Below are 24,001 nucleotides of genomic sequence, written 5' to 3'. Positions count from 1 at the left end.
AGGGAAGCAAGTCCGTTGGCAATGCTCTGGGACGGCGAGTACGCACATACCCCCGCGGCCCCGCCCCACAGCCGAACCCAAGGCGCACACCCGCCCCCGGCTCTAACGTGACCCCATGCCGACGACGACCACCACCAGCACCACCCGATGGCCCCGACCTCACCTCACCGCCCCCTGCCGCAGCATCGCCTACCTGGCCACCGGCGCCCTCCTCGGCCTCACCGTCCTCCTCATCGGCACCGTCCTCGTAACCCTCTCCGGCCTCCTCGTCATCGTTCTCGTTGGCATCCCCCTCCTCGCCGCCCTCACCCTCTCCGGCATCCCCCTCGCCGCCCTGGAACGCCGCCGCCTCCGCCTCCTCAAGCCCGCCGAAACCCCCGCGCCCACCCCCCACCGCACCCCGGAATCCCCGGGCGTCGCCGCCTGGTTCCGGCTGCGGCTGCGCGAGCAGGCCACCTGGCGCGAGCTCGCCTACACCGTGCTGCTCGCCCTCGTCCTGTGGCCGCTCGACCTCCTCGTCGTGGCCTGCGCCTTCGCCCTGCCCGCGCTGCTCATCGCCGCGCCGGCGCACCTCGCCGTCGCGGGGAGCGGAGGGATCAGGCCCGCCAAGCTGTGGCTGGTCGACGGTTACCCGGCGGCCACGGCCACCGCACTGCTCGGCCTGGTCCTCCTCCTCGTACTGCTGCTGCCGCTGGTCGCGTACGCCGCCGCGCGCGCCGCCTTCACCCGCCTCCTCCTCGCACCGCGCGAGTCCGAACTCGCCGACAGCCTCGCCGAGGTGACCCGGTCCAGGGCCCGCCTCGTGGACGCCTTCGAGGCGGAACGGCGCAGGATCGAGCGGGACTTGCACGACGGGGCCCAGCAGCGTCTGGTCGCCCTGACGATGTCGCTCGGGCTCGCGAGGCTGGACGCGGCGGGGATCCCCGAAGGGCCCGTCGCGCGGCGGCTTGCCGACGCCCTCGCCACGGCGCACGCCGAGGCGGACGGCGCGCTCACCGAGCTGCGCGAGCTGATCCGGGGCATCCACCCCCAAGTACTCGCGGACTACGGCCTCACCGCCGCCATCGAGGACGCGGCGGACCGCTCGACCGTCCCCGTGGACATCGAGTACGCGGAACTCCCGCGCCTGCCCGAACCCGTGGAGTCCGCGGGCTACTTCGCGGTCCGCGAGGCGCTCACCAACATCGACAGGCACAGCGGCGCGCGCGAGGCGAGGATCACGGCGGCCCACACCCGCGGAGCGCTCCGCATCGACGTACGCGACGACGGCCGCGGCGGCGCGGACCCCGGGCGCGGCACGGGCCTGACGGGACTCGCCGACCGCCTGGCCGTCCTCGATGGCAGACTGACGGTCACCAGCCCGCCCGGCGGGCCGACCGTCCTCTCCGTGGAGATCCCTTGCCAAGCCGAAGCCCGCTGAGAGTCGTCCTGGCCGAGGACAGCGTGCTGCTCCGCGAGGGACTCGTCGGCGTCCTCACCCGCTTCGGCCACGAGACGGTCGCCGCGGTCGGCGACGCGGACGCGCTGCGGGACGCGGTGTCGGCGTACGAGCCGGACGTCGTGGTCACCGACGTGCGCATGCCGCCGGGATTCCAGGACGAGGGGCTGCGCGCGGCGGTGGAGCTCAGGGCGGTCCGCCCGAGACTGCCGGTGCTCGTGCTCAGCCAGTACGTCCAACGGGCCTACGCCGCCGAGCTCCTGGACACCGGCGACGGCACCGGCGTCGGCTACCTCCTCAAGGACAGGGTCGGCCAGGTCGAGCAGTTCGTGGAGGCGTTGACGCGGGTCGCGCAGGGCGGCACGGTCGTCGACCCCGAAGTCGTACGGCAGTTGCTGCGCCGCCGCCGCGACCCGCTGGCCCAACTGACGCCGCGCGAGCGCGAGGTGCTCGCACTCGTCGCCGAGGGCAAGTCGAACGCTGCGATCGCCCACGACCTCGTGGTCAGCGAGGCGGCGGTCGGCAAGCACATCGGCAACATCCTCGGAAAGCTGGACCTGCCACCGGCGGACGGCACGCACCGCAGGGTCCTCGCGGTCCTTGCGTACCTGAGGGCGTGAGTACGATCCACGACATGAGCACGCCAGACCGGACAGAGTCCGCGACGCACCACACCCCGGAACCCGACCCCACGCCGCACGAGGGCCCCACCCCCGCGGCCAGAGCCCGCCGCGCCCGCATGGCCGCGGCCTCGCTCCTGATGGCCGCCGCCGCCGTGGTCCTCGCCCTGCGTCTGGCGAGCAGATCCTCCGTGCTCGTCGTCGGGGTCTACGGCCTGCTGCTCATCCTCTGCGGCCTGGTGATCGAGCTGAGCCGCCGCGGCCGCACCAGGCTCGGCACCTGGCTGCTCGCCGCGGGTCTCGTGGCGGCGCTGCTCATGGACGGGGTCGTCCTCTCCTAGTCGTCGGGACTAGGACTCCAGGTACCGCAGCACGGCCAGCACCCGGCGGCTGTAGCCGGTCGTCCGGTGCAGGCCCAGCTTGTCGAAGATCGCGTTGAGGTTCTTCTCGACCGCGCTCAGCGAGATGTGCAGCTTCTCCCCGATGGCCGCGTTGGTGTGCCCCTCGGCGAGCGCCTCCAGAACGGTGCGCTCGCGGGGAGTCAGGCGGGTCAGCGGGTCGCTGTGCGTGGTGCGGATGAGCAACTGCCGTACGACTTCGGGGTCGATGGCGGCGCCGCCCGCGTGCACCCGCTCCAGGGCGTCGAGGAACTCCTCGACCTGCGCGACCCGGTCCTTGAGGAGGTAGCCGACGCGCTCGGCGCTCGAAGTGAGCAGCTGCGCCGCGTAGTTGCGCTCCACGTACTGGGAGAGGACGACCACGCCGATCTCCGGGCGCAGCTCGCGGATGCGCACCGCGGCGCGCAGCCCTTCGTCGGTGTGGTCGGGCGGCATGCGGATGTCGGTGACCACGACGTCGGGGGCGTGCGCCTCGACCTCGCGCAGCAGCGCGTCGGCGTCGCCCACGGCGGCGAGGACCTCGTGGCCCTCCTCGGCGAGCAGCCGGACCAGGCCCTCACGCAGCAGGGTCGAGTCCTCGGCGAGGATTACGCGCACGGCAGCTCCGCGGTGATGGTGGTGGGTCCCCCGAGGGGGCTATCGACTCGCAGGGTGCCGTCGAGCGCGGCGACCCGGCTGTGCAGCCCGGTCAGACCGCTGCCCGCGGGGTCGGCGCCGCCCGCCCCGGTGTCGCGGACGACGACGGTGAGCGTGGTCCCGCTGCCGCGCACCGCCACGTGGACCTCGTCGGCGAGGGAGTGCTTGGCGGCGTTGGTGACGGTCTCGGACACGACGAAGTAGGCGGCCGTCTCGACGGCGGGCGGCAGCGGGTCCGGCACGTCGTACTCCATGCGCACGGGGAGCGCGGACCGCTCGGAGACCCCGCCGAGCGCCTCGCGCAGCCCCAGGCTGTCGAGCGCGGTGGGGTAGACGCGCCAGGCCACCTCGCGCAGCTCGGTGAGGACTTCCTGGGCTTCCTTGTGCGCCTGCTCCAGGAGCGCGTCGGCCCGCTCGGGCGTACGGCCGCGGCGGGCCCTGCCGAGCAGCATGGCGAGCGCGACGAGCCGCTGCTGGACGCCGTCGTGCAGATCACGCTCGACGCGGCGCCGCTCCACGTCGACGGCCTGGACCACCGCGGCCCTGCTGGTGGCGAGCTCGTCGATGCGCCGCTGGAGCAGCTCGCGCTCGGAGGGCCCGAAGCACTCGCTGGCGAGCCGGGCGTCCTGGTCGGTCAGCGCGCGCAGCCCCTGCACGGCGAGGAAGAGCAGGGTGCCGCCGAGTACGACCTGGCTGAGCACGTCGACCCAGGTCATCGAGGCCCGGGTGGTGAGCGACACCGCGAAGATCCCGGCGAGGACCGCGCCGAAGTCGACCAGACCGACCACGACGGCGCAGAGCAGTCCCGAGTACGTACGGGCCGCGAGGTAGCGCAGGATCTGCTGGTCGGAGGCGCGGTGCTCGGGGAACGTGTCGTGGAAGAAGAGGGACCTGCGCCACCGCTCGACGCCGGTCAGCCTGCGCGCGCCCGACGCGAGGAGCGCGTGGGCGCGGCCGCGGGTGCGCGGCCAGAGCAGGAAGGCGCCGAGGGCGGCACCGGCGACGACGAAATAGCCGAGCCCGAGCAGGGCGGTGAGACAGCCGATGAGCACGCCGGCGACTCTGAGCAGGAACGGGGCGGCCACGGGCTCCTTCACGCCGTCCGACATTAGCCGACCCCTAGTCGACGCGGCGGTGCCGGGGCGTCGAGGTGGCCCGGGGCCGCTTCCTGGACCGGACGCGCACCGCCACATAGGCGGCGAGGGCCACGACGACCAGGACGAGGACCGCCTTGGAGAGCAGCCCGACGTAGGTCTCGACCGCGTGCCACTGGTCGCCGAGCCAGTATCCGGCCAGGACGAGGACGGAGTTCCAGACCAGGCTGCCGAGCGTGGTGAGGGCGAGGAAGACCGGCAGGCGCATGCGCTCCACCCCGGCGGGGACGGAGATCAGGCTCCGGAAGATCGGCACCATCCGGCCGAGCAGGACGGCCTTGGTGCCGTGCTTGGCGAACCACGCCTCGGTGCGTTCCAGGTCGGAGGTCTTGACCAGCGGCAGCTTCGCCCACAGGGCGTGCATGCGCTCGCGTCCGAAGAGCACGCCGATCCAGTAGAGGGCGGCCGCGCCGACGACCGAGCCGAGCGTGGTCCAGAACAGCGCGGAGCCGAGGCTGATCACGCCCTGCCCGGCGGCGAAGCCGGTCAGCGGCAGGATCACCTCGCTGGGCAGGGGCGGGAAGAGGTTCTCCAGGGCGATGGCGAGACCGGCGCCGGGGCCGCCCAGTGTGTCCACGAGGTCGGCTGCCCAGCCCGCGATGCCGCCCGCGGGCTCCTGGGGGAGGGCGAGAGTCATGAGGTCCATAGGAGTAACGCTAGAAATTGCAGGTCAGCGACGGTATGGGGGTTGCCGTCGACTCGGGGTGCGGTTTTCCGCACCCCCGGTGAACGCGACGTACGCGAAAGGCCCCCCGTGTGAACGGAGGGCCTTTGCTGTCTGTGCGCCGCCAGGGACTCGAACCCCGGACCCGCTGATTAAGAGTCAGCTGCTCTAACCAACTGAGCTAGCGGCGCCTGCTGACAAGAAAATACTACCTGCTCCGAGGGGGTGCCTCGAACCACGGGCCCCGTAGGGGCGCGGGGAACTGCGCGCCCAGCCCCCACAAACCCGCAGCGAGCCTAGATGGCCAGGGACAGCAACACCGGCGCCGCCCCACGATTCAACGTATCCGCGGCTTCCCGAAGCCGATGCGCATGCTCAACCGGCAGGGAAAGCGCAAGGCACCCCACCGCGGCCCCCGCAGTGATCGGCACGGCCGCACACACCGTGCCCACCGCGTACTCCTGAAGATCGAGTACCGGCACCGTCGCGGGCTGCGCGGCCAGACGGTTGAGGAGGATCTTCTCGTTCGTGATCGTCCGCGACGTGAGCCGCGCCATCTTGTGCCGGGAGAGATGATCCCTGCGCCCGTCGACGTCGAGCTGCGTCAGCAGGCTCTTGCCGACCGCGCTGGCGTGGGCGGAGGACCGGAAGTCCACCCACTCGTTGACCGCGGGGGTGCGGGGGCCCGCGGCGAAGTCGGTGACCTTGACCTCGCCGTCCACGTAACGGCTGATGTAGACGGCCGCGCCGATCGAGTCGCGCAGGCCGTCGAGCGTGCGCTGCAGCTTCTCGCGCAGCGCCTGGTCGTGCTGGTGGGCGGAGCCGAGCCGGGCGAAGGACTCCCCGGTGACGTACGCGCCGGTGGCGCTGTCGGTGAGCTGCTCGACGTACCCCTCGCGGAGGAGCATGCGCAGCAGGGGTGCCAGCCTGGCGGGCGGCAGCCGGGTCTCACGGGCGAGGTCGGCGGTGGTCACTCCGGTGTTGTGCCTGGCGACGATCTCGAGCACCCGCAGGGCGCTCTGGACGGAGTGGTGCGGCGTGGTCGCCTCGTGCTGCAACGCCACGGCTTCCCCCTGCGTGGAACGGTTCCGGACAGCTGGGCTCCGTCCCACGATAGCCGCCAAGTGGCGCATGCGGAGCGTCTGTTGGGGAGATTGGTGGCGCGCCCGTGCCTGTCAGCAGGAACGCGCCACCCTGGCATATGCCTAGGTCACAGGACCGCGCTGAGGAACTCGCGGGTGCGCTCGTGCTCCGGCTCCGTGAAGATCTTCTCCGGCGAACCGGACTCGATGACCCGACCCGAGTCGAACATCAGGACCTGGTCCGAGATGTCGCGGGCGAAGCTCATCTCGTGGGTCACGCACAGCATCGTGATGTCCGTGGTGTGCGCGATGTCGCGGAGCACGTCGAGGACGCCCGCCACCAGCTCCGGGTCGAGCGCGGAGGTCACCTCGTCGAGGAGGAGCACCTGCGGGCGCATCGCCAGGGCCCGCGCGATGGCGACCCGCTGCTGCTGGCCGCCGGAGAGCTGGGTCGGGTACGCGTCGCAGCGGTCGCCGAGCCCGACCAGGTCGAGCAGCTCCCGGGCGCGCTGCTCGGCCTCGTCCTTGGGCAGGCCCAGCACGCTGACCGGCGCCTCCATGACGTTGCGCAGGACCTTCATGTTCGGGAAGAGGTTGAACTGCTGGAAGACCATCCCGATGTTCTTGCGGACCTCGCGGACGTGCTTCTCGCTCGCCGTGACGAGCTTGCCGTTCCGCTCCTCGTGGGTGAGGTAGTTGCCGCCCACCTTGATCGTGCCCTGCTCCGGCTTCACCAGCGTCATCAGGAGCCGCAGGATCGTGGTCTTGCCGGACCCGGAGGGGCCGATCAGCGTCACGTGCTTGCCGGAGGCGACCGAGAAGTCCAGCTCGTCGAGGACGACGTTCGAGCCGTAGCGCTTGACGACCTTGTCGAAGCGGATGAGCTCGCTGCCGTCGACGGCCGGGTTGGGGATTTCCTGGGAAGTGCTGCTGTCAGCGGACAAGGCGACGCTCCAAAACTCGCAGAAGAACAGAGGCCGGGTAGGCGATGACGATGAAGGCGACGCCGACCACGCTGATCGCCTCGTAGGTGAAGGTCGCCTGGCTGTAGCCCTGGGCCTGGCCCAGCATGTCGAGCGCGCCGATGGCGGCCATCTGAGGCGATTCCTTGAGCATGATGATCACGTAGTTGCCGAGCGCGGGGATCACCCTGCGCACCGCCTGGGGCAGGATCACGGCCGTCCAGGTGCGGCGCTTGGAGAGGCTGAGCGCGGTGGCCGCCTCCCACTGGCCCGCGGGGACGCCCTCGATCCCGGCCCGGTAGACCTCCGAGGTGTACGTCGAGTAGTGCAGTCCGAGGCCGACGATGCCCGTGGTGAGGGGCGACATCGAGGGGCCCCACTCGGGCACCACGTAGAAGAGGAAGAACAGCTGCACCAGGAGCGGGGTGCTGCGGATGAACTCGGTGACGACCGTGACGGGCCAGCGGATCCACTTCTTCTCGGAGCGCTGGGCGACGGCCCAGACCAGGCCGAGCGAGAAGGCGATCAGGGTGCCGAAGAGCAGCGCCTTGAGGGTGAGTTCCACGCCGTCCCAGAAGAGCGGCATGAAGTCGTCGACGTGCGACCAGTTCCAGTTCACTTGGCACCCCCCGTACCGGTGACGGCGTCGATCGCCGACTTGGAGCGCATGCCGCCGAACAGGCTGGTCTTCTCGGGCGTCTGCCCGATCCGTTTCTTGGCGTGCCGCTCCAGGAGCCGCATGCCGCGCGTGAGGATGAACGCGAAGACGAAGTACAGCGCGAGCAGCAGCGTGTAGATCGGCGCGCTCTCGTTCTTCACGAGCCGCAGCAGGTCACCGGCGAAGGTCATGTCGCCCACCGCGATGAGCGAGACGAGCGAGGTGCCCTTGAGCAGCTCGATGAGCAGGTTGTTGAACGGCGGGATCATCTCGGGCCAGGCCTGCGGCAGTTCGATCCTGCGCAGCCGTTGCAGCGGGGTGAAGTTCAGGGCGATGCCCGCCTCGCGCTGCGCGGGCGGCACCGCGGCGAGCGCGCCGCGCACGATCTCGGAGGCGTACGCCCCGTAGGTGATGCCGAGCGCGAGCACGCCCGCGAACATCGGCTGGAAGCTGATGTTGAACACCGGCGGCACCGTGAACGCGATCCAGAACATGAAGACCAGCGACGAGGTGCTGCGGAAGATCTCGAAGTAGGCACCGGCGAGGAACCGCACGATCCACAGCCGGGACGTGCGCAGCACACCGATCGGGAAGGCGATCACGAACGCGAGGGCCGCGCTGAGCAGGGTGACCTGCACGGTGATCCAGACACCGGGCAGGAACCAGTTCCCGAAGAACTCCGACGACATCATGAGGAGGCGCCCTTCGCCGGGGGGCACAGCTTCGCCACGGTCAGATCCGTCATCTCGTCCTCGGTGAAGCCGAACGGCTTGACGATCCGCAGGAGCTCGCCGCTCTTCTTGAGCTTGTGCAGCTCCTCGTTGAAGGCGTCGCGCAGGTTCTTCTCGGAGAGCCGGAAGGCGAAACCGCCCGCGCCGTAGGCCGGTTCGCCGTCGACCTCGGGCTGGAAGGGCTTCGTCGCCTCGACCCGCGGATTCTTCTTGATCACCGTACGTACGGTGACGTTGGTGCCCGCGAACGCGTCGACCCGGCCCTGGGCGACGGCGTCGAGCCCCGCCACCTGGTCGGGCAGCACGAGGACGGACTTCACGCCGGCGGCCTTGGCGTAGTCGATCTCCGCGTAGGCGGTGCCGCTGGCCAGCTTCAGGCCCTTCTTGGCGATGTCCTCGTAGCCCTTGATGCCGTGCGGGTTGCCCTTCTTCACGATGAAGGAGTCGAGCATGAGGTAGTCGGGGTCGGAGAAGAGGACCTGCGCGCAGCGCGTCGGGTTGATGTACATGCCCGCCGACACCACGTCGAACTGCCTGGCCTGCGTGAGGCCGGGGATCAGGGCGCCGAACTTGGTCGGCACCGCCTTGACCTTGGGTATGCCGAGGCGGGGGAAGATGACCTTGGCGATCGCCGGTGCCTCGCCGGTGACCTCGCCGTTCTCGTCGATGTATCCGAACGGGACCTCGCCCGCGACACCGATCCTGACCGTGCCGCTGTCGCGCAGTCGGTCCAGCAGATCGCCCCCCTCAACCTTCCCCTCGTCGGGGACCCGGCTGCATGCCGGGACCCCGAGAGCGCCCAACGCCGCCCCGCCCGCTCCGGTGAGCAGGCTGCGGCGGCGGACCGCTCTGCCTATGAATCCCTCGTCGTTCCCAAGTGGTGGAGCCATGGGCGCGCGGCTACCCGACTCGACACGAGATATGCCGATGAATTTCGGCCCCTGATGCAATCGTTGTGGTCTTGACCCAGGGAGGAGCATGGGACACATGGCAGACCGATTCATCGAAGTCTCCCTCGCCAAGCGGGGAGTTCAGTGCACGGCAAAGCTGCTCGACGACCGGGCCCCGGTGACCTGCGAGGCGGTGTGGGAGGCGCTTCCGCTCGGCTCGGACGTCTATCACGCGAAATACGCGCGCAACGAGATCTACGCCCTTTTCCCGGCATTCGCGGACCGCGAGCCGCCCCTGGAAAATCCGACAGTCACCCCTATCCCAGGAGATCTCTGTTATTTCTCCTTTTCCGGTACGGAACTGGGGACCCAGGCATACGGATACGAGGCCGGGGCGGACGTGAAGGCGGGCACCACCGTCGTCGACCTGGCCCTCTTCTACGAACGCAACAACCTGCTCCTCAACGGCGACGTCGGCTGGGTGCCCGGCATCGTCTGGGGCCAGATCGTCGACGGCCTCGACCGCATGGCCGAGGCCTGCAACGACCTGTGGCGCGCGGGCGCGCAGGGGGAGTCGCTGAACTTCCGCAGGCTGTAGGTGTAACAAGCCCGTCCGGCGATTGAGGACTGGGGGCCCGGGGGCAACGCCCCCGAGACATCACCCCACGGTGGGAGGAGCGATCCCCCCGGCCCCCGCCTCGTACAACGCATGCGCGGCCCGAAGCACCACCGTGTCGGCGTGGCGCGCCCCGACGATCTGCACCCCGACGGGCAGTCCGTCCTCGTCCAGGCCACAGGGCACCGTCGCCGCGGGCTGCTGCGTCAAGTTGAACGGGTACGTGAACGGGGTCCACCCCGTCCAGCGCCGATGCCCCGAGCCCTTGGGCACCTCGACCCCCGCTTCGAACGCGGTGATCGGGAGCGTCGGCGTGACCAGCAGGTCGTACGTCGAGTGGAAGCGGCCCATCCGGCGGCCCAGATCCATGCGGGTGTCGACGGCGGCCAGATAGTCGAGCGCGCTGTACCGGGCGCCGCGCCCGCAGATCTCCCGCAGCCCTGGGTCGAGCAACTCCCGCTGGGCGGGCGAGAGATGCTGCACCACGCGCGCGGCCCCGCTGAACCACAGGGTGTGGAACGCCTCCACCGGGTCCGAGAAGTCGGGGTCGGTCTCCTCGACGTACGCGCCCTGCGCGGCGAGCGACTCCACCGCGCGGCGCACCGCGGCGGCGACCCCGGGCCGCACCGCGACCTGGCCGCCGAACGAGGGGGAGTAGGCGACGCGCAGACCGCGCACCCCGCCCCCGACGCCGGTGCGGAAACTGCCCGCCACCGGGCCCAGTTGGGACCAGTCGCGCGCGTCGGGGCCGGTGATGACCTCCATCATCAGCGCCGCGTCCGCCGCGTCCCGCGTCATCGGGCCCACGTGGGCGAGCGTGCCGAAGGGGCTCGCGGGATACAGCGGCACCCGGCCGTACGTCGGCTTCAGCGCGAAGATCCCGCAGAACGCCGCGGGGATCCGCACCGAACCGCCGCCGTCCGTACCGAGCGACAGGGGGCCCGCGCCGACCGCCACGGCCGCCGCGCTGCCCCCGCTGGAGCCGCCCGAGGTGCGCGACGTGTCGTACGGATTACGGGTGATCCCGCTCTGCGGCCCGTCCGTGACGCCCTTCCAGCCGAACTCCGGTGTGGTGGTGCGGCCGACGAAGACCGCGCCGTGCTCGCGCAGCCGGGCGACCGAGGGCGCGTCCTCGTTCCACTTGCCCTCCGGACGCACGGTCATCGAGCCGCGCAGGGTCGGCCCGCCGCGCAGCAGGAGCAGGTCCTTCACCGACACCGGGACGCCGTCCACCAGGCCCTGCGGCTCGCCACGGCGCCACCGCTCCGTACTGGCCCCGGCCTGCGCGATCGCCTCCTCGGCGGAGATCCGCACGAACGCGTTCACCGCGCCCTGGCTCTCCTCGGCCCGCCGCAGCACGGCGCGCGTCGCGTCGAGCGGACTGAATTCGCCCTTGCGGTAGCCGTCGACGAGTTGTACGGCGGTGAGATCCGTGAGCTCGGTCATGCACGCTCCTCAGGAGGCGGTCGGGCGGTGTCCGGGGTGATCAGGAGTGGTGATCAGGAGTGGTGATCAGGAGTGGTGATCAGGGGTGATCAATGTCCTGGGACATACCCACGTTTCTTGTCGACCACGTTCGCCAGCGGCTGTCCCGTCGACCACTGTTCGTACAACTCGACGAACTGCGTGCCCAGTTCGTCGCGCCAGCCGACCGTGTCACCGCTCATGTGCGGGGAGACGAGCAGCCCCGGCACCGTCCACAGCGGGCTGTCGCCCGGCAGCGGCTCCTGCTCGAAGACGTCGAGCGCCGCGCCCGCGATCCACCGCTTGGTCAGCGCCTCCACCAGGTCGTCCTCGACGACGAGGGCGCCGCGCCCGATGTTGACGAACCGCGCCGACGGCTGCATCACGCCGAACCGCCGCGCGTCGAACATGCCCCGCGTGTCGTCGGTCAGCGGCGCCGCGCACACCACCCAGTCGGCGCGGGTGAGCAGCCGGTCGAGGTCGTCGGGCCCGTGCACCCCGGCCCGCGCGGTGCGGCCCACCAGGGCGGTGGTGATGCCGAGCGCCTTCAGCGTGCCGGCGATCGCACGGCCGATCGGCCCGGTCCCCACCACACAGGCGCGGGTGCCCCCGACCCTGCGGGTCTCGCGGTGCTCCCAGGCGCGCTCGCGTTGCAGGTCGAGGGTGCGTGGCAGGTCCTTGGCCATGGCCAGGACGAGCGCCGCGACGTACTCGGCGATCGGCTGGTCGAAGACGCCGCGGGCGTTGGTGACCACCGTGTCGGACGCCGCGAGCTCGGGACACATCAGATGATCCACGCCCGCGCTCGCCGTATGCACCCAGCGGGGCCTCGCGCCCTCGCCGGGCCAGGCGTCGCGCACCGCGTGTGAGCTGAAGTCCCACACCAACAGGACGTCGGCCAGGGGCAGTTGTCCGGCCAGATTCGACGCGTCCGCGTGCAGGATCCGGGCCCGCCCGGTGAGCTTCCCGAGCCTCGGCGGTGGCTCAGGAGGCTGGGCGTCAAGGACAAGAACGGTTGATTCGGACATCGAGGGGAAACCGTTTCGCAATGAGGTTCCGCTTCCCTGAAGAGGTACGGCTCGGCCGTCTGAGATGTGCGGATTGACCACGCTGGCACCCGAACCTACCTTCGTCAACAGAGGCGCTGTCGTGCAGTCGTCTCCGGAACCGAGTACTGTCCGCGCATCCGCTCGCACTCTCTGTGCGGTCCGCCGCACAGGCATCCCCGTCCCGACGTCCCGGCGCGTCGCCGGTATCGCTCGTCCCCGGCCCCCGGCCGGTCCCTGATCACCACGCACGAACGTGGGGCCTGCTCATGGACGTCTCCTTTCTCGGCGGACCACAACCGCAACGCGGTGTCGGTGTCGTCGCACCCTTCGACTTCGCCCTCGACCGCGAACTGTGGCGGTGGATCCCGGACGAGGTCTCCCTTCATCTGACCCGTACTCCGTACGTGCCCGTCGAGGTCAGCCTGGACCTCGCGCGCGTCGTCAGCGAACACGAGACGCTGGGGGAGGCGGTCCGTGCGCTGAGCGCCGCCGAACCCGAAGTCCTCGCCTACGCCTGCACCTCGGGCAGCTTCGTCGGCGGCACCGCCGGCGAACGGGCCATGTGCGAGGCCATGACGCGCGAGGGCGCGGTCGCGTCGGTGACCACGTCGGGCGCGCTCCTGGAAGCCATCGACGAACTGGGCGCGCGGCGCATCGCGCTGGTCACGCCCTACACCTGGTCGGTCACCCAGGCCCTGGAGCAGTACCTGGCCGAGGCCGGGGTCCACGTCACGGGCCGTGCCTACCTCGGCCTCACCCGGCACATCTGGAAGGTCCCCTACCGGGACGTCGCCGACATGGCGCGGCGCGCGGTCACGAGTGGGGTCGACGCCCTCTTCATCAGCTGCACCAACCTGCCGACGTACGACGTCATTCCGCAACTGGAGGCGGAGCTGCGTGTTCCGGTGCTCTCGGCGAACCAGGTGACGATGTGGTCGGCGTTGCGCAGGCTGGGTACGGGTGCGGTAGGGCCCTATCAGGCACTGATCAATCCCGCGGCCAGGCCGGGCGCCAGTCCGCTGAACCCGCCGAGGCCGCCACAGGGCCAGGGCCTGCCCGAAGGACCGCCCGCGGGGCCACCCGCAGAAGGAGGAGGCTGGACGTGACGGCACTCGGATTTCTCTACCCGGGGCACTCGGCAGAGGACGACTACCCCCGCATGGAGCAGATGCTCGGCAGCGACGTCCGGCTGCAGGTCGTCCATACGGACATCGGCGAGGACGCCCACCGGGTCGACGCGCTCCTGGAGATGGGCTCGGCGGAGCGGCTCGCCGCCGGGGTCGAGGAGCTCAGGCTCTCCGGCGCGGAGGCGGTGGTCTGGGCGTGCACCAGCGCCAGCTTCGTCTTCGGCTGGGAGGGCGCGCACGAGCAGGTCCGCGACCTCGCCAGGGCGGCGGGACTGCCCGCGTCCTCCACGTCGTTCGCCTTCGCCCACGCCCTGCGCGAGGTGGGCGCGACCCGCGTGGCGATCGCGGCGACCTACCCGGACGACGTGGCGGGGCACTTCTCCGCCTTCCTGAAGGACGCGGGCGCCGAGGTCGTCTCGGTGCGGGGCAGCGGCATCATCACGGCCGCCGAGGTCGGCACCTGGGGCCGCGACGAGGTGCTCGCCCTGGCCCGCGACGGCGACCACGCGGACGCCCAGGCGCTGCTCCTGCCCGACACGGCGCTGCACACCGCGGCGTACGTCCGCGAGGCCGAGGAGGCCATCGGCAAGCCGGTCCTGACGGCCAACCAGGTCACGGTCTGGGAGGCCCTGCGGCTCGCGTCGCGGCGCCTGAACGCCCCGGCGCTCGGCTCCCTGTTCACCAAGGAGCCGCTGGTGCAGGTCAAGGGCTGAGAACCGGCTCAAGGACTGAGGATCAGCCTGACCACCGTCAGGGTCTGGACCGACCCCGACACGTAGTACAGGACGATGGCGCCGCCCACCGTCGCCTCCCTGCGGTCGGGGTCGTCCCGCACGGGCGTGGAGCCGTGGCCGTAGGGATCGCGGGCCACGGTGCGCGTCAGCGCGGCCCGGAAGGCGTCGGCGTCGCCCATCTTGGCCAGGGTGTCGTCGGCCGGAGGCGCGTAGGTCACGCGGTGGCTCCGGCGGTGGCGGGCACTCAAGCGACGCCCCGCCTCTCCGCCTCGTCGGAGGCGAGCCGCGCGAGCCGTGCCTCGGCGTCGGGATCGGGCACGGCCTCCAGCATCCAGTGCCGCATCACGGCGTGGATCTCGTCGACCCCGGCCGCGTTGATGGCCCGGTCGAACTCCGCGCGCCGCTCCTCGGGCAGGGCGGCACGGATGTCCGGGATGGTGTTGGGCACCTCGACCTCGACTCCGTCGACGAGGGTCTTGAGCGGCTCGGCCATGGTCAGTCTCCGTGGATGGGATCCGTCGCACGTGTCACGTTAGTCCGGTGCTTCCCGTACGGCCCCGGCGGGGAACCTCCGGACCCGCCCGGACCGGCCGGGAATAAACGGAGAACCACTCCTGTTGGCTGTCCCGTACCCACGTGACGTATGTACGCAGTGCAGGAGGCACCCCCAGTGACAGTGGACCCGACCGGCGAGGGCACCCGTGACGACGGCATCCGCGAGGACGGCATCCGCGGGGAGCGGCACGGCACCGCGCCCGTGCCCCTGTCCGTACTCGACCTGGTGACCGTCGGCGCGGGGCGCACCGCCACCGACGCGCTGCGCACCAGCGTCGAGATCGCCAAGCTCGCCGAGGGCCGCGGCTACCACCGCTACTGGGTGGCCGAGCACCACTCCATGCCCGGCGTCGCGTCCTCCTCCCCGGCCGTGATCCTCGCCCACCTCGCCGCCCACACCGGCCGCATCCGGCTCGGCTCCGGCGGCGTGATGCTGCCCAACCACGCCCCGCTCGTGATCGCCGAGCAGTTCGGCACCCTGGAGGCGATGGCCCCGGGCCGCGTCGACCTGGGCCTGGGCCGGGCCCCCGGCACCGACGGCGCCACCGCCGCCGCCCTGCGCCGCGCCGAGCGGCTGAACGAGGGCGCCGACGACTTCCCCCAGCAGCTCGCCGAGCTCACCCGCTTCCTGGACGACGACTTCCCTGACGGTCACCCGTACGGGCGCATCCACGCGGTGCCCGGGCCCATCCAGGCGACCTCGCCCGGCGGTGTGCAGTCCACCCACCGCCCGCCGATCTGGCTGCTCGGCTCCTCCGGCTTCAGCGCCCGGCTCGCGGGCGTCCTCGGTCTGCCGTTCGCCTTCGCGCACCACTTCTCCGCGCAGAACACCATCCCGGCCCTCGACCTCTACCGCGAGTCGTTCAAGCCCTCCGCGGTGCTCGACGCCCCGTACGCCCTGATCGGCGTCTCCGCGCTGGCCACCGACGACGAGAACGAGGCTCGCCGCCAGGTGCGGGCCGCGGCCCTGAACATGGTCCGCCTGCGCACCGGGCGCCCCGGCCTCGTGCCCACTCCCGAGGAGGCCGAGACGCACCAGTTCAGCCCCATGGAGCAGGAGTTCATCACCACCTGGAACTCCAACGTCATCCACGGCACCGTCGACGAGGTGCGCACCGGCCTCGACGACCTCGCCAAGCGCACGGGCGCGGACGAGCTGATGATCACGGGCAACGCGCACAGCGGCGACATCCGCTTGCGCTCGTACGAGTTGATCGCCGACGCGTACGGGTTGCCCCGCTAGGGGCGCGGGGAACTGCGCGCTCAGCGCGCGAGAAGCCGCAGTCGCGTCTGCCGAGATCCCCGCAGGCGCGGCTGCGGCTTGTTCGTGGTTGCTCGCGCAGTTCCCCGCGCCCCTGACGGGGCACCCGCTATGAAGCGCCCCGCAAAAGTGCGGAGATACGATCCGGCGACACCGCACGGGAGTACAGCCACCCCTGCCCCGTGTCACACCCGATCCGCCGAAGCCGCCGAGCCTGAGACGCAGTCTCCACGCACTCCGCGGTCACCGTGATCCCCAACTGGTGCGCCAACCGCACCAACGCCTCGACGATGACCTCGTCGGCGGGGTTCAGATGCGCCTCCCCCTCCTCGTACTGGAAGCCCCGCACGAACGACCCGTCGAGCTTCAGTACGGACACCGGGAGGCGGCTCAGGTACGCCAGGTTCGAGTACCCCGTGCCGAAGTCGTCGATGGCGATCTGCACCCCCATGTCGCTGAGCGCCTGAAGAGCCTGGAGCGGGCGCCCCGCTGAGCCCATGACGGCGGACTCGGTGAGCTCCAACTGGAGGAGTTCCGCGGGGAGTCCGGTCTCTGCGAGGATCTCCGCGACATCGGCGACCAGGTCGGAGTCCCACACCTGCCGCACCGCGACGTTGACGCTCACGAAGACGGGATCCCGCTCCGGATGCGCCAACTGCCAGCGCCGCGCCTGTCGGCAGGCCGTGCGCAGGACCCACCGGCCGAGCTGCACGATCGACCCGTCCTCCTCGGCCAGGCCGATGAACCGATTCGGCGTGAGCAGCCCGAACTGCGGGTGGCGCCAGCGCACCAGCGCCTCGACCCCGCGCACGTCCTCGTCCGCCAGGCCCACCAACGGCTGGTACTCCAGGACGAATTCGCCCCGCTCGACGGCCGGGCGCAGTGAACTGGCCAGGGCCTGGCGGGTCATGCGGTGGGCGTTGCGCTCCGGGTCGAAGAGCGTCCAGCGGGCCTTGCCGTCGGTCTTCGCCCAGTACAGCGTGGTGTCGGCGGCCTGCATGAGCCCGGTCGTGGTGGTGCCGGCGGCGCGCCGCTCGACGACGCCGATGGACGCGGAGACGGAGAGCCGCTGCCCGGAGAGGTCGAAGGGTTCCCGCAGCGTCTTCAGGACCGCTTCGGCGAGGTCGGCGAGTTGTTCCGTGCCGGTCGACTCCTCGACGAGCAGGGCGAATTCGTCGCCGCCCAGGCGCGCCACCAGGGGCGCCGAGGCCCCGCCGTACCCGGCCTCGTCGGCGCAGTGCGTCAGGCGTTTGGCGACGGCCGCGAGCAGCCGGTCGCCGATCCGGTGCCCGAGGGTGTCGTTGACCGCCTTGAACCCGTCGAGGTCGAGGTAGCACAGGCCGATCCGGCCGGTGCTCGTGTCGTCGTAGGCACCCGCTTCGAGCGCCGACGCCAGTCGTTCGAAGAAGAGGTTGCGATTGGGCAGGCGGGTCACGGGGTCGTGCATCTGGACGTGGCGCAGCCTGGCCTGGAGTTCGCGGCGCGCGCTGATGTCGGCGGCGGAGAGCAGTACGGCGCGGGCCCCGTCGCCCCCGCCCTGCGAGTCCGGCATGGGCTGCACCGTGACCTGCACCCACAGGGAGTGCCCGTCGGGGTGCTTCAGTCTGCGGGTGCAGCGCAGCTTGGCCTGCCTGCCGCGGAGCACCTCGCGGTAGGCGTGCCAGGCGCGGGCGTCGGACGACAGGTCGACCAGGTCGGCGGCGGCGCGTCCGGCGAGCGCGTCGGCGGCGGTGCCGAGCAGCTCGGCGAGGGCGTCGTTGGCGCAGACCACGCGGCCGTCGGGGTCGACGACGGCGAGGGGGAGCGGGGCGCCGGTGAAGGCGGCGAGGTAGTCGGCCGGGTCCGGGGGACGACGCTGGGTGACGGCGGTCCTGGCGCGACCGGGCGCCGTGACCGCCGGGGGCGGGGGCCCTTCTGACGTTCCGTTCACCGCTTGCTCCCGCAGTGCAGTTGTTCTCGAACAGGTCTCGTCGGGCGGCGGGCAGCTGGCGGGCCGTGGCCTGGAACCCGGGCCCGCGCAGGAAAGTGTGCCGATCATAGAGGCAGGCCAGAGGCCCTTTCCAGCCGCGCCGCGGGGCGGGGTGCGGCCCGTCGCCTACGGCAGATCGTTTCTGCTCGGCAGTGAACTGGTTCCGTTGTGAGCCGATCGCTTGTGACGTTCTGTGAGCGTCCGCGTGTCGACCGCGGACCCGTCGCTCACTCGGAAGGGCCAGACAAACAGGGCGGACATCAACAAAACGTCACAGGGTGGGTGGGGTGTCCCGCATTCCGCACCCGGAGGTCGACGTGCCGCGTCAGCTCCCCCCTTGGGGACTCACCCGTGGAGGGGAGAAATCCGCCCTGCGCACCACCGCGGCCCTGTTCACCTCGCTGACCGCCCTGGCCGCGACCTCGCTGGTCGCGGGCCCGGCCATCGCCGATTCGGCGGGCGGTCCCTGCGCCCTGCGCCGCACCCCCGCCCATCACTCGGAGGGCCTGGACACCTGGAACGCCTCCTACCCGCGCCCGGCGAGGACCCTGAACGCGGTGATGGTCTACCTGTCCTTCCCCGACTCCCCGCCGCGGACCACCCCCGAAGAGCTCACCGCCGACTACTTCCCGGCCACGAGCCGGTTCTTCGAGCGCGCCTCGTACGGCAAGTTCGCCCTGCGCCCGCACCCGCGGCGCGCCTGGGTGGAGATGCCGGAGGACTCCACGGCGTACGCCATACAGCGCGACTGGAACGCCAAGCGGCGCAGCGCCTATCTGCGCGACGCGATGGCCGCGGCCGATCCGCACGTCGACTTCTCGCGGTACGACGTCGTCTACTTCGTCGCCGACCCGGACGCGCCCGGCGTCGACTCGGACGCCACGAAGGTCGTGAACTTCGACCACCCGATGCGGGCCGACGGCACCGACATCCGGCGCATCGTCACGGTCTTCGAGCGGCACCCGCCGGACCGCAACGTCCTGGCCCACGAGACGGGCCACGTCTTCGACCTGCCCGACCTCTACCACCGGCCCACCGACGGCAAGGGCGACTGGGACACCTACGTCGGAGACTGGGACGTCATGGGCAGCCAGTTCGGCCTCGCCCCCGACCTCTTCGGCTGGCACAAGTGGAAGCTCGGCTGGCTGGAGCCGAGGCAGGTGCGGTGCGTGACGGGAGGCACGGAGCGGCTGACCCTGGAACCGCTCTCGGCGACCCCGGGGCGGGGCGCCCTCGGCGGCACCAAGCTCGCGGTGGTCCGCACGGGGCGTGAGACGGCGATCGCCATCGAGGCGCGCGGCACCGAGGGCAACGACCACGCGACGTGCACCGAGGGCGTGCTCGTCTACCGGGTGCGGGGCGGCACGGCGTCGGGCGGCGGGCCCATCGAGGTCGTCGACGCCCATCCGGAATCGGAGTCCTGCTGGGGCGACTCGGTGTATCCGCAGCTGGCGGACGCCCCGGTGCGGGTGGGCGAGAGCTTCACGGTGCCCGACGAGGACGTACGCGTCGAGGTGGCGGGACGGACGGCGTCGGGGGCGTGGACGGTGCAGGTCACGGCGGGCTGAGGGCCCTCGCGCACCCATGCAAAAAGCCCCCCGCTCGCGCGAGGGGCTTCCTGCTGTCTGTGCGCCGCCAGGGACTCGAACCCCGGACCCGCTGATTAAGAGTCAGCTGCTCTAACCAACTGAGCTAGCGGCGCCTGCTGACGTCGTAGACCTTAGCATCCTGATCGCCGCCAGGAAAAATCGATATGCGTACCGCGGCGGACGCGGCGGAGCGGGCCGCGCGGACGCAGGCCCAGAGCATCACCTCGGGGCCGGGCAGCCAGGGATGCCGGGTGTCGGGGGCGACCAGCCAGCGCGATTCCAGGTGGGCGGCGGAGCCTGGGGCGCCCGCGGAGGGCGGCGGCACGGTGACCGCGTCGCCGGTGCCGTGGCAGAGCACGGAGGGGACGGCGCGGCCCCACTCCTCCCAGGCGAGCAGGCTGGGCAGCCGCTGGGCGGTGCCGGGGGCCGTGAAGAGCAGGACGCGGCCGCGGTGCGCGGCGACGGGGCCCGATCCCGGGCCTTCCTCCCATAAGCGGTCGAGCATCCGCCGCCCGAAGACGACGGGCGCGCTGATCACGTCGAAGGCGGAGCCGCAGGGGAGCACCGCGGGGGCGCAGGGGCGGCTGCGCCAGTGCGCGAGGGCGCTGCGCGGATACGTTTCGGCGGAGGCGAGCCAGGCGGCTCCGTCGGCGGTCACGTCACAGGCATCGCGGCCGGGGGTCGCAGGGGTCGTGGGGGAGTGGTGGGCGGTAGGGGCGCTCATGGCAGACAGGTCTACCGGTAGTGAACATTCCATTTCTGAGAGTTGCTGGAAACCGGGACAACGAGGGGTGAGGTGGAGTACCTTGCCCTGCTGGCATATGCCAACTGATCTTTTCGGGCGCGATCAGTCCCGGCGCTCGACACCCCCGCGCAGCAGGTCGCGCCCGAACTCGACCATCTTCTCCGCGTAGTCCTCGGTCCACTCCGCGCGCTCCGCGATCAGCGCGGTCGTCAGCCGGTCGAACCGGCGCGGGTCGGCGAGCTGGGCCGCCGCGATGGCCTGGAACTCGACGGACCGGTCCGTCGCGGCACGGAACGCGTGCGTCAGCTCCGTCGCCCTGTCCAGGAGCTCGCGCGGGTCCTCGATCGACTCCAGGTCGAAGAAGTGCTCCGGGTCGGCACCGGCCTCCGCTGGTTCGAAGAGCAGCGGCGCGGGTCGCATGCGTCGCTCGGGCTCCGCCATGGTTCGTCCTCCTCGTGCAGGTGCGGGCTGTCCGTCCGGGTTCCGGCCGACTCTCATTGTCCCTTGCGCCGCAAGGGGGCGGGCCCCCGTCAGGGGCGCGGGGAACTGCGCGCGCAACCACGGACAAGCCGCAGTCGCGTCTGCGGAGACCTCGGCAGACGCGACTGCGGCTTTTCGCGCGCTGAGCGCGCAGTTCCCCGCGCCCCTAACGGGGGCGCCAACTCACCCGATGCTCTGACAGCCGCGCTAGAACCGCGTGGTTCGCCTCCCAGCCGTCGGGGAACTTGACCGTGACGCCCAGCTGGACCGGCTCCGTGGAGGGGTGGTCGTCGAGCAGGTCGGAGACGCCCGCGCGGCAGACCACGACGCAGGCGTGGCGGTGGCGCGAGGTCAGGACGCACAGGCGGCCCGTCTCCAGGTGGAAGGCCGTGGCGTCCGGGCGGCCCGAGAGCGGGTGCAGCACGACCGTCACGTCGTACTCGCGGCCCTGGAGGCGGTTCGCCGTGTCCACCGTGACGTCCGTGACGCCCAGGTCGGCGAGGGCCGCCCGCACCGCGGCCGCCTGGTCGCGGTGGGCGGTGCCGACGGCGATGCGGTCGGCCGTGAGCGGCGTCGGGTCCGGGGCGCGCTCCGAGGTGGCCGCGCCGCCCCTGTCCAGGAGGCGGCGGACGACCAGGGCCACCGCGCGCACGGCCTCCGGGTCCGTGCGCGGCGTGTTCCTCGCGGGCAGTTCGAGCAGGCCCCAGCCCGCCCGCGCCGCCTCGTCGATCACCTCGTCGGGGCCCGAACCGTCCGACGGCACCCCGAAGGTGAGCGCGCGGTCCTCGTGCCCCGTGCCGCTGCGGAACGGCGTGTACGGGTAGAAGGCGTCCGAGACGAGCGGCGCCGCGGAGGCGGGCAGGCGCCAGGACACCGGGAGGCGGTGCTGCGGCAGCTCGGGGTTGTGCGCGAGGAGCGTGCTGACGGCCGAGGCCGAGGGGTCGTACGAGAGACCGGCCCATTGCTCCGCGCCGACGATCGAGAACGGGTCGAGCTGGCCGGGGTCGCCCACGAACAGCGCCCGCTCGAAGAGCCCGGCCACGGCGAGCAGCGCGTCCGACCGCATCTGGTACGCCTCGTCGACGATGGCGTGTCCCCACGGCGCGTCGAGCTGGTCGACCTTGACGTGCGCCCACTTCGCGGCCGTCGAGATCACGACGTCCAGGCCCGCGAGGTCGCCCGCCTTGGTGGACGTGCGGACGCTCGGGAGATCGTCGAGCGCCTTGTCGTACGGATCGGGGTCGCTGCTGTGCAGACGGCCGACCGGCAGCTCGGGGTCCTTCTCGGCGAGCCGCAGGACCAGGTCGTCCACCTGCGCGTTCGTCTGTGCGATCACCATCAGCGGGCGGCCCGCCGCGGCCAGTTCGCGGGCCGCGCGGACCACCAGCGTCGACTTGCCCGCGCCGGGCGGCGAGTCGACCACGACGCCGCGGTGCGTGCCGTGCAGCGTGTCGTGGAGGATCGCGTCGGTGGCGCGCGCCGCCTCGGCGCCGGGGTCGAAGGTGCCGCCCGCGGGCGGGGCGAGCTGCATCACAGGGTGTCCTCCGCGGTCACGGGGTCGGGGCTCTCCGCGGCGTCCGACGGCGGGCCGCCGTGGGTCCACGGGGTGGCTTCCGGGTCCGGCAGCTTGGGGCCGCCGCGCTGCTCGTGCTCGAAGAGCGTCCAGCAGATCCGGTCGCCCTTGACCGGCACGGAGCCCTCGTCGGGTTCCTTGCCGCGGCCCATCTTGTCGGTGAGGCGCAGGACGACCGAGCCGCCGTCCTCGTGGCCCACGAACTCGGCGGTCTGCGGCTTGCCCCCGAGGGAGCGGTACACCTTCGTGCGCTCGCCGAGGTGGGGCTGGTCGTCCGTACGGACGGTGACCAGGGGGCGCGGGCGCGGGTTCTTGGCTTCGCTGTACGCCATGACGACCTCGGTCACCTCCCCGGCGAACGCCTCGCCCGCGAGCCGTCGGCCCGCCATGACCAGCGGGTCGTCGAGGGCCTCCTGGGCGTCGAGGCGGGCCTGTTCGCGCTCGCGCGTGGCCAGTTTGTTCGCCGCGGTGATCGCGTCGTCGACGCGGGGCTGCGGGGGCTCGCCCGCCGTGACGCGGTCCCGGTGGCCGGTGAACGACCAGCGGTCGCGGGTCCACCGGTCGGCGGCGTGCGCGGCCACCGGGAGCGTGCACAGGGCGTCGAGGCCGCGCCACACGGCGTCCCAGGTGGGGCGGGTCCTGCTCGCGACCAGGGCGTGGATCTCGCGCTCCGCGGCGGTCAGCGCGGCCAGCCCGACGTCCGCCTCGACGCCGTCCTCGGCGGCGGCGAGCGCGGTGCGGGCGCGGTCGTAGCGCTCCATGGCGGGGGCGAGCAGGTCGTTGTCGAAGGCCGGGTCGGTGGCCGGGCCCGCGGGCGGGCAGAGCAGCTGCCCTTCCGCGTCGCGGGTCAGCTCGGCGTGGCGCGCTGCCTCGGCGCCCGAGGTGCCTTCGGGAGCCTCGATCCAGGCGAGCAGGGCGCCCAGGTGCTGGTCCTCCAGGCTGGACTGGCCGGTGGCCCAGTGCCGCGAGAGCAGCTCGGTCATGGCCGTGAGCAGGACCGATCCCGGCACCCTCGCGCGCTCACCGAAGTGCGTGAGCCAGCGGCCGAGCAGCGGGACGCGGGGCGGGGCGGGATAGGGCGTCTCGGGGTCCTGCTCGGCGGTCCTGCGAAAGCGCATGGAACGGCCGAGCAACCGTACGAACTCGATGCCCGCACGGCTCGGCACGATCAACTGCGGTGCGTCCGCGCACAGTTCGACCTCGACCTTGACGCGCTTGCCGGTCTCGGGGTCGGTCTCGTTCCGCTCGGCCGCCTCGACGTCGGCCGCGAACCCGTCGACGTACGGCAGGACGATCTCGGCGAGCTCCGCGAGGAAGGCGAAGCGCAGGTCGCGGTCGCGGGGCTGGGGGACGACGAGGAGCCGCGGCGAGGTGCGCTCCGTCCCGACGAGGGCGCCGAGCGGGGCGCCCGCCTCGCCCGCGGTGGTGAGCGGGACCAGAACCAGCGGCCGCTGGGAGAGGTGCCGGTGGCGCACCGTCGCACGAGGCTGCGCACGACCGGTCTCCACGGCCTCCATCCGGGCAAGACTGTCGATCAGCGACACACGACCCCCTCCACGACCCGCAGACCACGCCCGCGGCGCCCCGCACCACTCGCCGGAACCCG

General features: G+C 71.9%; 25 protein-coding genes and 2 tRNA genes. 8 read left to right on the top strand and 19 right to left on the bottom strand.

Annotated elements, in window-relative coordinates; translation table 11 throughout:
- The first annotated feature begins 115 nt into the window (after positions 1–115).
- The 3 genes from KY5_RS15045 to KY5_RS15035 are packed head-to-tail and all read left to right on the top strand — an operon-like array spanning position 116 to position 2,399.
- Entirely contained in the window at positions 116–1,420 is a 1,305-nt protein-coding gene (locus KY5_RS15045) for a sensor histidine kinase (protein WP_098242732.1), read from the top strand.
- Positions 1,399–2,058 carry a LuxR C-terminal-related transcriptional regulator gene (locus KY5_RS15040; protein WP_098242731.1) on the top strand — a complete coding sequence of 220 codons (660 nt, stop codon included), beginning with the start codon at positions 1,399–1,401 and terminating at the stop codon, positions 2,056–2,058. The genes KY5_RS15045 and KY5_RS15040 overlap by 22 nt, the downstream gene beginning before the upstream one ends.
- Positions 2,059–2,072: 14 nt before the next feature.
- The gene (locus tag KY5_RS15035) at positions 2,073–2,399 is read left to right on the top strand and encodes a hypothetical protein (RefSeq protein ID WP_234362733.1); all 327 of its coding nucleotides are present in this window, start codon (positions 2,073–2,075) and stop codon (positions 2,397–2,399) included.
- 9 nt (positions 2,400–2,408) lie between these two features.
- On the opposite strand, the gene KY5_RS15030 is transcribed toward KY5_RS15035, so the two are convergent.
- From KY5_RS15030 to ehuB, 9 genes are all read right to left on the bottom strand, one after another.
- Complete coding sequence (locus KY5_RS15030; protein ID WP_098242730.1) at positions 2,409–3,053, bottom strand: response regulator transcription factor; 645 nt, start codon at positions 3,051–3,053, stop codon at positions 2,409–2,411.
- On the bottom strand, positions 3,044–4,201 hold the full coding sequence (locus tag KY5_RS15025; RefSeq protein WP_098242729.1) for a sensor histidine kinase: 1,158 nt from the start codon (positions 4,199–4,201) through the stop codon (positions 3,044–3,046). Before KY5_RS15025 ends, KY5_RS15030 begins: the two co-directional genes overlap by 10 nt.
- A gap of 10 nt (positions 4,202–4,211) precedes the next feature.
- Positions 4,212–4,892: a DedA family protein gene (locus tag KY5_RS15020; RefSeq protein WP_098242728.1), complete on the bottom strand. Its 681-nt coding sequence runs from the start codon at positions 4,890–4,892 to the stop codon at positions 4,212–4,214.
- 135 nt (positions 4,893–5,027) lie between these two features.
- Positions 5,028–5,101 (bottom strand) — tRNA-Lys (locus tag KY5_RS15015).
- A gap of 105 nt (positions 5,102–5,206) precedes the next feature.
- Positions 5,207–5,974: an IclR family transcriptional regulator gene (locus KY5_RS15010; RefSeq protein WP_199843085.1), complete on the bottom strand. Its 768-nt coding sequence runs from the start codon at positions 5,972–5,974 to the stop codon at positions 5,207–5,209.
- A 146-nt stretch (positions 5,975–6,120) separates the two neighbouring features.
- On the bottom strand, positions 6,121–6,936 hold the full coding sequence (ehuA, locus tag KY5_RS15005; RefSeq protein WP_098242726.1) for an ectoine/hydroxyectoine ABC transporter ATP-binding protein EhuA: 816 nt from the start codon (positions 6,934–6,936) through the stop codon (positions 6,121–6,123).
- Entirely contained in the window at positions 6,926–7,573 is a 648-nt protein-coding gene (gene ehuD / locus KY5_RS15000) for an ectoine/hydroxyectoine ABC transporter permease subunit EhuD (RefSeq protein ID WP_098242725.1), read from the bottom strand. The genes ehuA and ehuD overlap by 11 nt, the downstream gene beginning before the upstream one ends.
- A complete protein-coding gene (ehuC, locus tag KY5_RS14995; protein ID WP_098247263.1) occupies positions 7,570–8,304 on the bottom strand; it encodes an ectoine/hydroxyectoine ABC transporter permease subunit EhuC in 735 nt (244 codons plus the stop codon). The genes ehuD and ehuC overlap by 4 nt, the downstream gene beginning before the upstream one ends.
- Positions 8,301–9,233: an ectoine/hydroxyectoine ABC transporter substrate-binding protein EhuB gene (ehuB, locus tag KY5_RS14990; RefSeq protein WP_098242724.1), complete on the bottom strand. Its 933-nt coding sequence runs from the start codon at positions 9,231–9,233 to the stop codon at positions 8,301–8,303. The genes ehuC and ehuB overlap by 4 nt, the downstream gene beginning before the upstream one ends.
- Before the next feature lie 97 nt (positions 9,234–9,330).
- Between ehuB and KY5_RS14985 the strand changes: the two genes are divergently transcribed.
- Positions 9,331–9,831, top strand: a complete 501-nt coding sequence (locus KY5_RS14985) for a DUF3830 family protein (protein WP_199843083.1) — start codon at positions 9,331–9,333, stop codon at positions 9,829–9,831.
- Between the two features lie 60 nt (positions 9,832–9,891).
- Here the strand turns inward: KY5_RS14985 and KY5_RS14980 are convergent, their stop codons facing one another.
- Positions 9,892–11,295 carry an amidase gene (locus tag KY5_RS14980; protein ID WP_098242722.1) on the bottom strand — a complete coding sequence of 468 codons (1,404 nt, stop codon included), beginning with the start codon at positions 11,293–11,295 and terminating at the stop codon, positions 9,892–9,894.
- An 89-nt stretch (positions 11,296–11,384) separates the two neighbouring features.
- Entirely contained in the window at positions 11,385–12,341 is a 957-nt protein-coding gene (locus KY5_RS14975) for a D-2-hydroxyacid dehydrogenase (protein ID WP_098242721.1), read from the bottom strand.
- Between the two features lie 287 nt (positions 12,342–12,628).
- Here KY5_RS14975 and KY5_RS14970 point away from each other — a divergent pair, with 287 nt between their 5' ends.
- Both KY5_RS14970 and KY5_RS14965 read left to right on the top strand, forming a co-directional pair.
- Positions 12,629–13,468 carry an aspartate/glutamate racemase family protein gene (locus tag KY5_RS14970; protein WP_098242720.1) on the top strand — a complete coding sequence of 280 codons (840 nt, stop codon included), beginning with the start codon at positions 12,629–12,631 and terminating at the stop codon, positions 13,466–13,468.
- Positions 13,465–14,202: an aspartate/glutamate racemase family protein gene (locus KY5_RS14965; RefSeq protein WP_098242719.1), complete on the top strand. Its 738-nt coding sequence runs from the start codon at positions 13,465–13,467 to the stop codon at positions 14,200–14,202. The genes KY5_RS14970 and KY5_RS14965 overlap by 4 nt, the downstream gene beginning before the upstream one ends.
- 8 nt (positions 14,203–14,210) lie before the next feature.
- Here the strand turns inward: KY5_RS14965 and KY5_RS14960 are convergent, their stop codons facing one another.
- On the bottom strand, positions 14,211–14,402 hold the full coding sequence (locus KY5_RS14960; RefSeq protein WP_098247262.1) for a hypothetical protein: 192 nt from the start codon (positions 14,400–14,402) through the stop codon (positions 14,211–14,213).
- A 65-nt stretch (positions 14,403–14,467) separates the two neighbouring features.
- Positions 14,468–14,716: a hypothetical protein gene (locus KY5_RS14955; RefSeq protein ID WP_055547964.1), complete on the bottom strand. Its 249-nt coding sequence runs from the start codon at positions 14,714–14,716 to the stop codon at positions 14,468–14,470.
- A 219-nt stretch (positions 14,717–14,935) separates the two neighbouring features.
- Between KY5_RS14955 and KY5_RS14950 the strand changes: the two genes are divergently transcribed.
- On the top strand, positions 14,936–16,021 hold the full coding sequence (locus KY5_RS14950; RefSeq protein ID WP_098247261.1) for an LLM class flavin-dependent oxidoreductase: 1,086 nt from the start codon (positions 14,936–14,938) through the stop codon (positions 16,019–16,021).
- 127 nt (positions 16,022–16,148) lie between these two features.
- On the opposite strand, the gene KY5_RS14945 is transcribed toward KY5_RS14950, so the two are convergent.
- Positions 16,149–17,969: a putative bifunctional diguanylate cyclase/phosphodiesterase gene (locus KY5_RS14945; RefSeq protein WP_098242718.1), complete on the bottom strand. Its 1,821-nt coding sequence runs from the start codon at positions 17,967–17,969 to the stop codon at positions 16,149–16,151.
- Positions 17,970–18,295: 326 nt separating this feature from the next.
- On the opposite strand from KY5_RS14945, the gene KY5_RS14940 reads away from it, so the two are divergent.
- Positions 18,296–19,576: a M6 family metalloprotease domain-containing protein gene (locus KY5_RS14940; protein WP_098242717.1), complete on the top strand. Its 1,281-nt coding sequence runs from the start codon at positions 18,296–18,298 to the stop codon at positions 19,574–19,576.
- A gap of 60 nt (positions 19,577–19,636) precedes the next feature.
- Here KY5_RS14940 and KY5_RS14935 read toward each other — a convergent pair.
- The 5 genes from KY5_RS14935 to KY5_RS14915 all read right to left on the bottom strand — a co-directional run bounded on the left by KY5_RS14935 (position 19,637) and on the right by KY5_RS14915 (position 23,939).
- Positions 19,637–19,710: transfer RNA gene (locus tag KY5_RS14935), tRNA-Lys, on the bottom strand.
- Positions 19,701–20,321: a bifunctional DNA primase/polymerase gene (locus KY5_RS14930; protein WP_098242716.1), complete on the bottom strand. Its 621-nt coding sequence runs from the start codon at positions 20,319–20,321 to the stop codon at positions 19,701–19,703. The genes KY5_RS14935 and KY5_RS14930 overlap by 10 nt, the downstream gene beginning before the upstream one ends.
- Positions 20,322–20,444: 123 nt before the next feature.
- Entirely contained in the window at positions 20,445–20,783 is a 339-nt protein-coding gene (locus tag KY5_RS14925) for a hypothetical protein (RefSeq protein WP_098242715.1), read from the bottom strand.
- A gap of 205 nt (positions 20,784–20,988) precedes the next feature.
- Positions 20,989–22,353 carry an AAA domain-containing protein gene (locus KY5_RS14920; RefSeq protein WP_098242714.1) on the bottom strand — a complete coding sequence of 455 codons (1,365 nt, stop codon included), beginning with the start codon at positions 22,351–22,353 and terminating at the stop codon, positions 20,989–20,991.
- The gene (locus tag KY5_RS14915) at positions 22,353–23,939 is read right to left on the bottom strand and encodes a hypothetical protein (RefSeq protein ID WP_098242713.1); all 1,587 of its coding nucleotides are present in this window, start codon (positions 23,937–23,939) and stop codon (positions 22,353–22,355) included. The genes KY5_RS14920 and KY5_RS14915 overlap by 1 nt, the downstream gene beginning before the upstream one ends.
- Between the last annotated feature and the right edge of the window lie 62 nt (positions 23,940–24,001).

This window comes from Streptomyces formicae (assembly GCF_002556545.1).
Lineage (GTDB): Bacteria > Actinomycetota > Actinomycetes > Streptomycetales > Streptomycetaceae > Streptomyces > Streptomyces formicae_A.
The sequence above is the reverse complement of the archived record's forward strand: the minus strand, read 5'-3'. Positions and strand labels throughout refer to the sequence as shown.

Excerpts from the sequence above, each read along its gene's own strand:
- KY5_RS15045 (WP_098242732.1), top strand. The coding sequence starts at position 116 with ATGCCGACGACGACCACCACCAGCACCACCCGATGGCCCCGACCTCAC.
- KY5_RS15035 (WP_234362733.1), top strand. The coding sequence starts at position 2,073 with ATGAGCACGCCAGACCGGACAGAGTCCGCGACGCACCACACCCCGGAA.
- KY5_RS15025 (WP_098242729.1), bottom strand. The coding sequence starts at position 4,201 with ATGTCGGACGGCGTGAAGGAGCCCGTGGCCGCCCCGTTCCTGCTCAGA.
- KY5_RS15020 (WP_098242728.1), bottom strand. The coding sequence starts at position 4,892 with ATGGACCTCATGACTCTCGCCCTCCCCCAGGAGCCCGCGGGCGGCATC.
- ehuC (WP_098247263.1), bottom strand. The coding sequence starts at position 8,304 with ATGATGTCGTCGGAGTTCTTCGGGAACTGGTTCCTGCCCGGTGTCTGG.
- ehuB (WP_098242724.1), bottom strand. The coding sequence starts at position 9,233 with ATGGCTCCACCACTTGGGAACGACGAGGGATTCATAGGCAGAGCGGTC.
- KY5_RS14985 (WP_199843083.1), top strand. The coding sequence starts at position 9,331 with ATGGCAGACCGATTCATCGAAGTCTCCCTCGCCAAGCGGGGAGTTCAG.
- KY5_RS14980 (WP_098242722.1), bottom strand. The coding sequence starts at position 11,295 with ATGACCGAGCTCACGGATCTCACCGCCGTACAACTCGTCGACGGCTAC.
- KY5_RS14975 (WP_098242721.1), bottom strand. The coding sequence starts at position 12,341 with ATGTCCGAATCAACCGTTCTTGTCCTTGACGCCCAGCCTCCTGAGCCA.
- KY5_RS14970 (WP_098242720.1), top strand. The coding sequence starts at position 12,629 with ATGGACGTCTCCTTTCTCGGCGGACCACAACCGCAACGCGGTGTCGGT.
- KY5_RS14960 (WP_098247262.1), bottom strand. The coding sequence starts at position 14,402 with ATGGGCGACGCCGACGCCTTCCGGGCCGCGCTGACGCGCACCGTGGCC.
- KY5_RS14955 (WP_055547964.1), bottom strand. The coding sequence starts at position 14,716 with ATGGCCGAGCCGCTCAAGACCCTCGTCGACGGAGTCGAGGTCGAGGTG.
- KY5_RS14930 (WP_098242716.1), bottom strand. The coding sequence starts at position 20,321 with ATGAGCGCCCCTACCGCCCACCACTCCCCCACGACCCCTGCGACCCCC.
- KY5_RS14925 (WP_098242715.1), bottom strand. The coding sequence starts at position 20,783 with ATGGCGGAGCCCGAGCGACGCATGCGACCCGCGCCGCTGCTCTTCGAA.
- KY5_RS14920 (WP_098242714.1), bottom strand. The coding sequence starts at position 22,353 with ATGCAGCTCGCCCCGCCCGCGGGCGGCACCTTCGACCCCGGCGCCGAG.